This window comes from Sphaerospermopsis sp. FACHB-1094 (genome assembly GCF_014696195.1).
GTDB lineage: Bacteria > Cyanobacteriota > Cyanobacteriia > Cyanobacteriales > Nostocaceae > Sphaerospermopsis > Sphaerospermopsis kisseleviana.
The window spans coordinates 1-4,167 of the sequence record NZ_JACJPT010000203.1; the positions used below are offsets into that span (position 1 = coordinate 1).

Genomic DNA, 4,167 nt, shown 5'->3' on the forward strand with positions numbered 1-4,167 from the left:
GATTTCAAGAGATGGCAAAGAAATTTTCAAATCTCCTCCTGACTCCTGACTCCTGACTCCTGACTCCTATGCCCTCACGGAAAGACTTTCTCAGCAACCCCTATTTAAGGAGTTTCTTTGATTTGGAAATTTTCCCAACACTAACAAAGTGGCAGCTTTTTTAGGCTCACAGTACCTACGGGTTGCTGAATAAACTCAAAACCTGGATGAATAAAGAGTTTGAGGGTGATAACAAATAAAATAGGTGCAAGGTTTTGGAAGCTATGAGTAGGAAAACCTTGTACTTTGTTGGTTTTTACCTCGTTTGAAAATACAAAAAACTCCTTGATATCCTTGAACTCCTGACTCCTTGAAATCCTTAATTTTCTAGGTTTTACGTTTATTCAACATCCCCTATTTATCTTTTTTCTGACTCCTGACTCCTGACTTTTGCTGTATCTTCAATTTTTCTCAGGTTTTATCAATTTGTATCGCCTAGCGGCCAAACCTCTAGTCAACCTGGTAATATTTTGCAGATGCAATAGAGATTCAGCTTGCTAGAGCGAGAATTTAAAGGGTGATTATATCCAGTAATGTTCTGTCAATATGACAAGCGAAAAAATATTCTTAAATTGGCTATTTTCCCTCAGAAAAGCCGAGAATTTAGCCTACTGTCACCAGACTTTGCTTATTGAGATGAGAAAATATATCTTCGCAATTGTTAACTATCTCAAACACTGAATCTAGGTGAGTAAGTTCCAATACTAATCTTACAGGAGCTTGCACGTTGCAAAGAACTAAGCGACAACCGCTTTCGCGTACAACTTTCAGTGCTTGAACTAGGGGAACTAAACCAGAGCTATCCATGAATTCAACTTCTGCGAGATCGATAACCCAGAGTTGATCAGGTTGAGGTTTTACTCCAGCCATCTTTTCACTCAAGGCCGTACCAACCTGTAAGTCTATGCTTCCTTGGGGTTTGAACAAAATCACTTGGCGTTCTTGTGTAAGAGTCATGAATTTAACTGGGTAGTTGAACAGGGCAGTTGAAATGTTCAGAAAATGGAAATTATATCAATCAAGATTGAGTGTCAACAGTGTAAATACTGTTTTTTCTTAGTCAGACAGGACTTAATGCAATTATAGTCGATATCTATGGAACTGCTACAGGAATCATGACAAACGAGAGTATAAAATTTGATAGATATTTCCAATATAGTCATAAATGACTGCGGATTTCGGTAGCCAATTTAACTGTTATTATTTTCTTATAATTTGTGTGTATTTTTATAACTTTTTAATAATTACATTTCAAAAATGTACATAATATCATGTCTATTTCTATAGTTATCATATATTTACGTCCAGGAAATAGGGAAGAAAACAATTTTTATTACAAGAAATTAACCTGAAATTATAAGTAGAAGGAATTGAAAAAAACCGAATGGTGAAAAGCAATGATCAGGTTTTTGTCATTATGAACGTCAATAATCAATTACCAATTATTTGACAGCCTAACTCCAGACAAGCCAAAATATAGTAAAAGTAAAAATTTGTAAAGTCGGCGGTGCTGGATGTCTTTTGAGCTATTTTCACTAGAAAACATCCAAGAATTTGCTCAATCTTACGGTTATTGGGCTATTTTTTTGGGAATTTTGCTAGAGAATTTGGGCATTCCTCTTCCTGGTGAAACCGTGACTTTAGTGGGCGGTTTCCTAGCTGGTAGCGATGAACTTAATTACTGGCTGGTTCTGGGTGATGCTGTTACAGGTGCTGTAATAGGCGGTACTTTCGGCTATTGGATTGGTAGGGTTGGTGGTTGGCCGTTCCTGTTACAAGTGGGAAAGATATTCCGTATATCTGAAACCCGACTGCTGAGTATTAAAGATCAATTTAGTGAAAATGCTGCTAAAGCTGTATTTTTTGGTCGTTTTTTCGCATTATTGAGAATTTTTGCGGCTCCACTTGCGGGTATTGCCGAAATGTCTTTTGGTAAATTCCTGGTATATAACTTAGCAGGAGCTTCTGCCTGGGCTGGTGTCATGGTGACTTTAGCTTTCTTTGCCGGCAGAATTGTTTCCCTAGAACAATTAGTAGCTTGGGTAAGTCAATTTGCAATTTTGGCGTTACTTATTCTAGTTGCTGTAATTGTTGTTCCTATTTGGTGGGAATCACGCCAAGTTAAGCATTTGGGGGAATAGGTGATTGGTGATTGGTGATTGGTGATTGGTGATTGGTGATTGGGAAAATACAAATAATTTTCCCCCTGCTCCCTGCTCCCCTGCTTCTTCCCCAGTCCCCAGTCCCCAGTCCCCAGTCACTTAAGACTGCGCCCAAATGCGGGTAGGTAGTCCCCAGACGTAAATAAAGCCTTCTGCGGCTTTGTGATCAAATTGATCTTCTGCTCCGTAGGTGGCTAAGTCGGGAGTATAAAGGGTGTTATCGCTCCAACGTCCTACTATGGTGGCGTTACCTTTAAACAGTTTTAACCGCACAACACCAGAAACTCTTTCCTGTGTTTGTTGAATAAAAGCATCAACAGCGGCTTTAAGTGGACTATACCAAAGTCCGTTGTATACTAATTTGGTATAGGTTTCTTCAATACCCCGTTTGTATTGAGTAACATCTGCTGTTAAAGTCAGGCTTTCTAAATCACGATGGGCATTAATTAACACCACCATTGCTGGTGATTCGTAGATTTCCCGTGATTTAATGCCTACTAGGCGGTTTTCAATCATGTCAATGCGCCCAATACCGTGATTGCCAACGATAGTATTGAGTTCTTGAATTAGCTGAACTGGTGTTTTTGATGTACCGTTGATGGTGGTGGGAATGCCTTTTTCAAAGCCAATTTCCAGATATTCCGGTTCATTGGGAGTATCAGCTATGGCTTTAGTCATTTCATAAATTTCTTCTGGGGGTTCGTTAGCTGGATCTTCCAAAGTACCAGCTTCGATACTGCGACCAAGTAAATTTTTGTCAATACTGAAGGGAGAGGATTTTTTTACGGGTGCAGGAATACCAAACTGCTCACCATAAGCAATAGTTTCTTCCCGACTCATTCCCCATTCTCTGGCAGGTGCAAGAATTTTTAAGTTGGGGTTTAGTGCTGTACAGGAAACATCAAAACGTACTTGATCATTACCTTTACCAGTACAACCGTGAGCGATCGCATCCGCACCATATTTTTCGGCTGTTTCTACTAATACCTTAGCAATCAAAGGTCTAGCTAATGCAGTTCCTAGAGGATAACGATTTTCATAGAGTGCATTCGCTTGAATTGCGGGAAATGCGTAATCTTGGACAAAGCTATCTTTGACATCCGCTACTAGAGATTCACTTGCACCAGATTTTAAAGCTTTTTCTCGTACTGGTTCTAATTCATCTCCCTGACCTAAATCTGCTGCTAGGGTGATTACCTCTTCAACTCCCCATTCTTCTTTAAGGTAGGGGATGCAAACAGAAGTATCTACTCCACCAGAATATGCTAAGACAACCTTTTTGGCGCGACCCATTAGTTTCTCCACTTAGGAAAACAAACAATGAGTCATTATTATATCTAAACTTAACCATGTATAGTTTTTTTATGCAACAACCATTGTCATGGAAAGCTGTTAATTAACCTCACTACCTAGTCAGGATATGAGGAGTTGAGCTTGTCCTAAGTTGACAATTTACTAGATAAACCTGTACAAATGTATACAAAAACACAAGTATTTGACGTATACATGGAATAAGTTGACTAAAAAATTAGGCAAAATGTGTCAGAATTAAATAATAAAGTATAGTGTTGACATCAGCAAATGCTTTTATCCATCAAAACAAAACTCAAGTTAAATAAAACCCAAGAAATATTAATGGCTAAACACGCTGGTATAGCAAGGTTTACTTATAATTGGGGTTTAGCAACTTGGCAGGATTTGTATAATGATGGATTAAAACCAAATAAATACATACTCAAAAAATTCTTTAATAATCATGTCAAACCTGAATTGACATGGATGAAAGAAAAAGGTATTTGTCAGAAAATCACTCAATATGCTTTTGATAGTTTAGGTGAAGCTTTTCAGAGATTCTTTCAAGGAAGGTCTAAATATCCTAACTTCAAAAAGAAAGGGAAAAATGATAGTTTTACAATTGATGCAGGTGGTAAACCAATTCCTGTAGGTGGTATATCAATAAAACTAC

The 4,167-nt window shown here is 38.1% G+C and carries 4 protein-coding genes; 2 read left to right on the forward strand and 2 right to left on the reverse strand.

Going from position 1 to position 4,167, the window contains the following annotated elements; translation table 11 throughout:
• Window positions 1-642: 642 nt before the first annotated feature.
• Window positions 643-996 carry an STAS domain-containing protein gene (locus H6F47_RS26905; protein ID WP_096569390.1) on the reverse strand — a complete coding sequence of 118 codons (354 nt, stop codon included), beginning with the start codon at window positions 994-996 and terminating at the stop codon, window positions 643-645.
• Window positions 997-1,553: 557 nt separating this feature from the next.
• Here H6F47_RS26905 and H6F47_RS26910 point away from each other — a divergent pair.
• Window positions 1,554-2,180, forward strand: coding sequence for a DedA family protein (locus H6F47_RS26910; RefSeq protein ID WP_096569393.1), 627 nt, complete (start codon window positions 1,554-1,556; stop codon window positions 2,178-2,180).
• A gap of 120 nt (window positions 2,181-2,300) precedes the next feature.
• On the opposite strand, the gene H6F47_RS26915 is transcribed toward H6F47_RS26910, so the two are convergent.
• Window positions 2,301-3,494: an argininosuccinate synthase gene (locus tag H6F47_RS26915; RefSeq protein ID WP_190348754.1), complete on the reverse strand. Its 1,194-nt coding sequence runs from the start codon at window positions 3,492-3,494 to the stop codon at window positions 2,301-2,303.
• Between the two features lie 288 nt (window positions 3,495-3,782).
• Here H6F47_RS26915 and H6F47_RS26920 point away from each other — a divergent pair.
• On the forward strand, window positions 3,783-4,167 hold a 385-nt coding region (locus tag H6F47_RS26920), incomplete at its 3' end, for a helix-turn-helix domain-containing protein (RefSeq protein ID WP_190651806.1).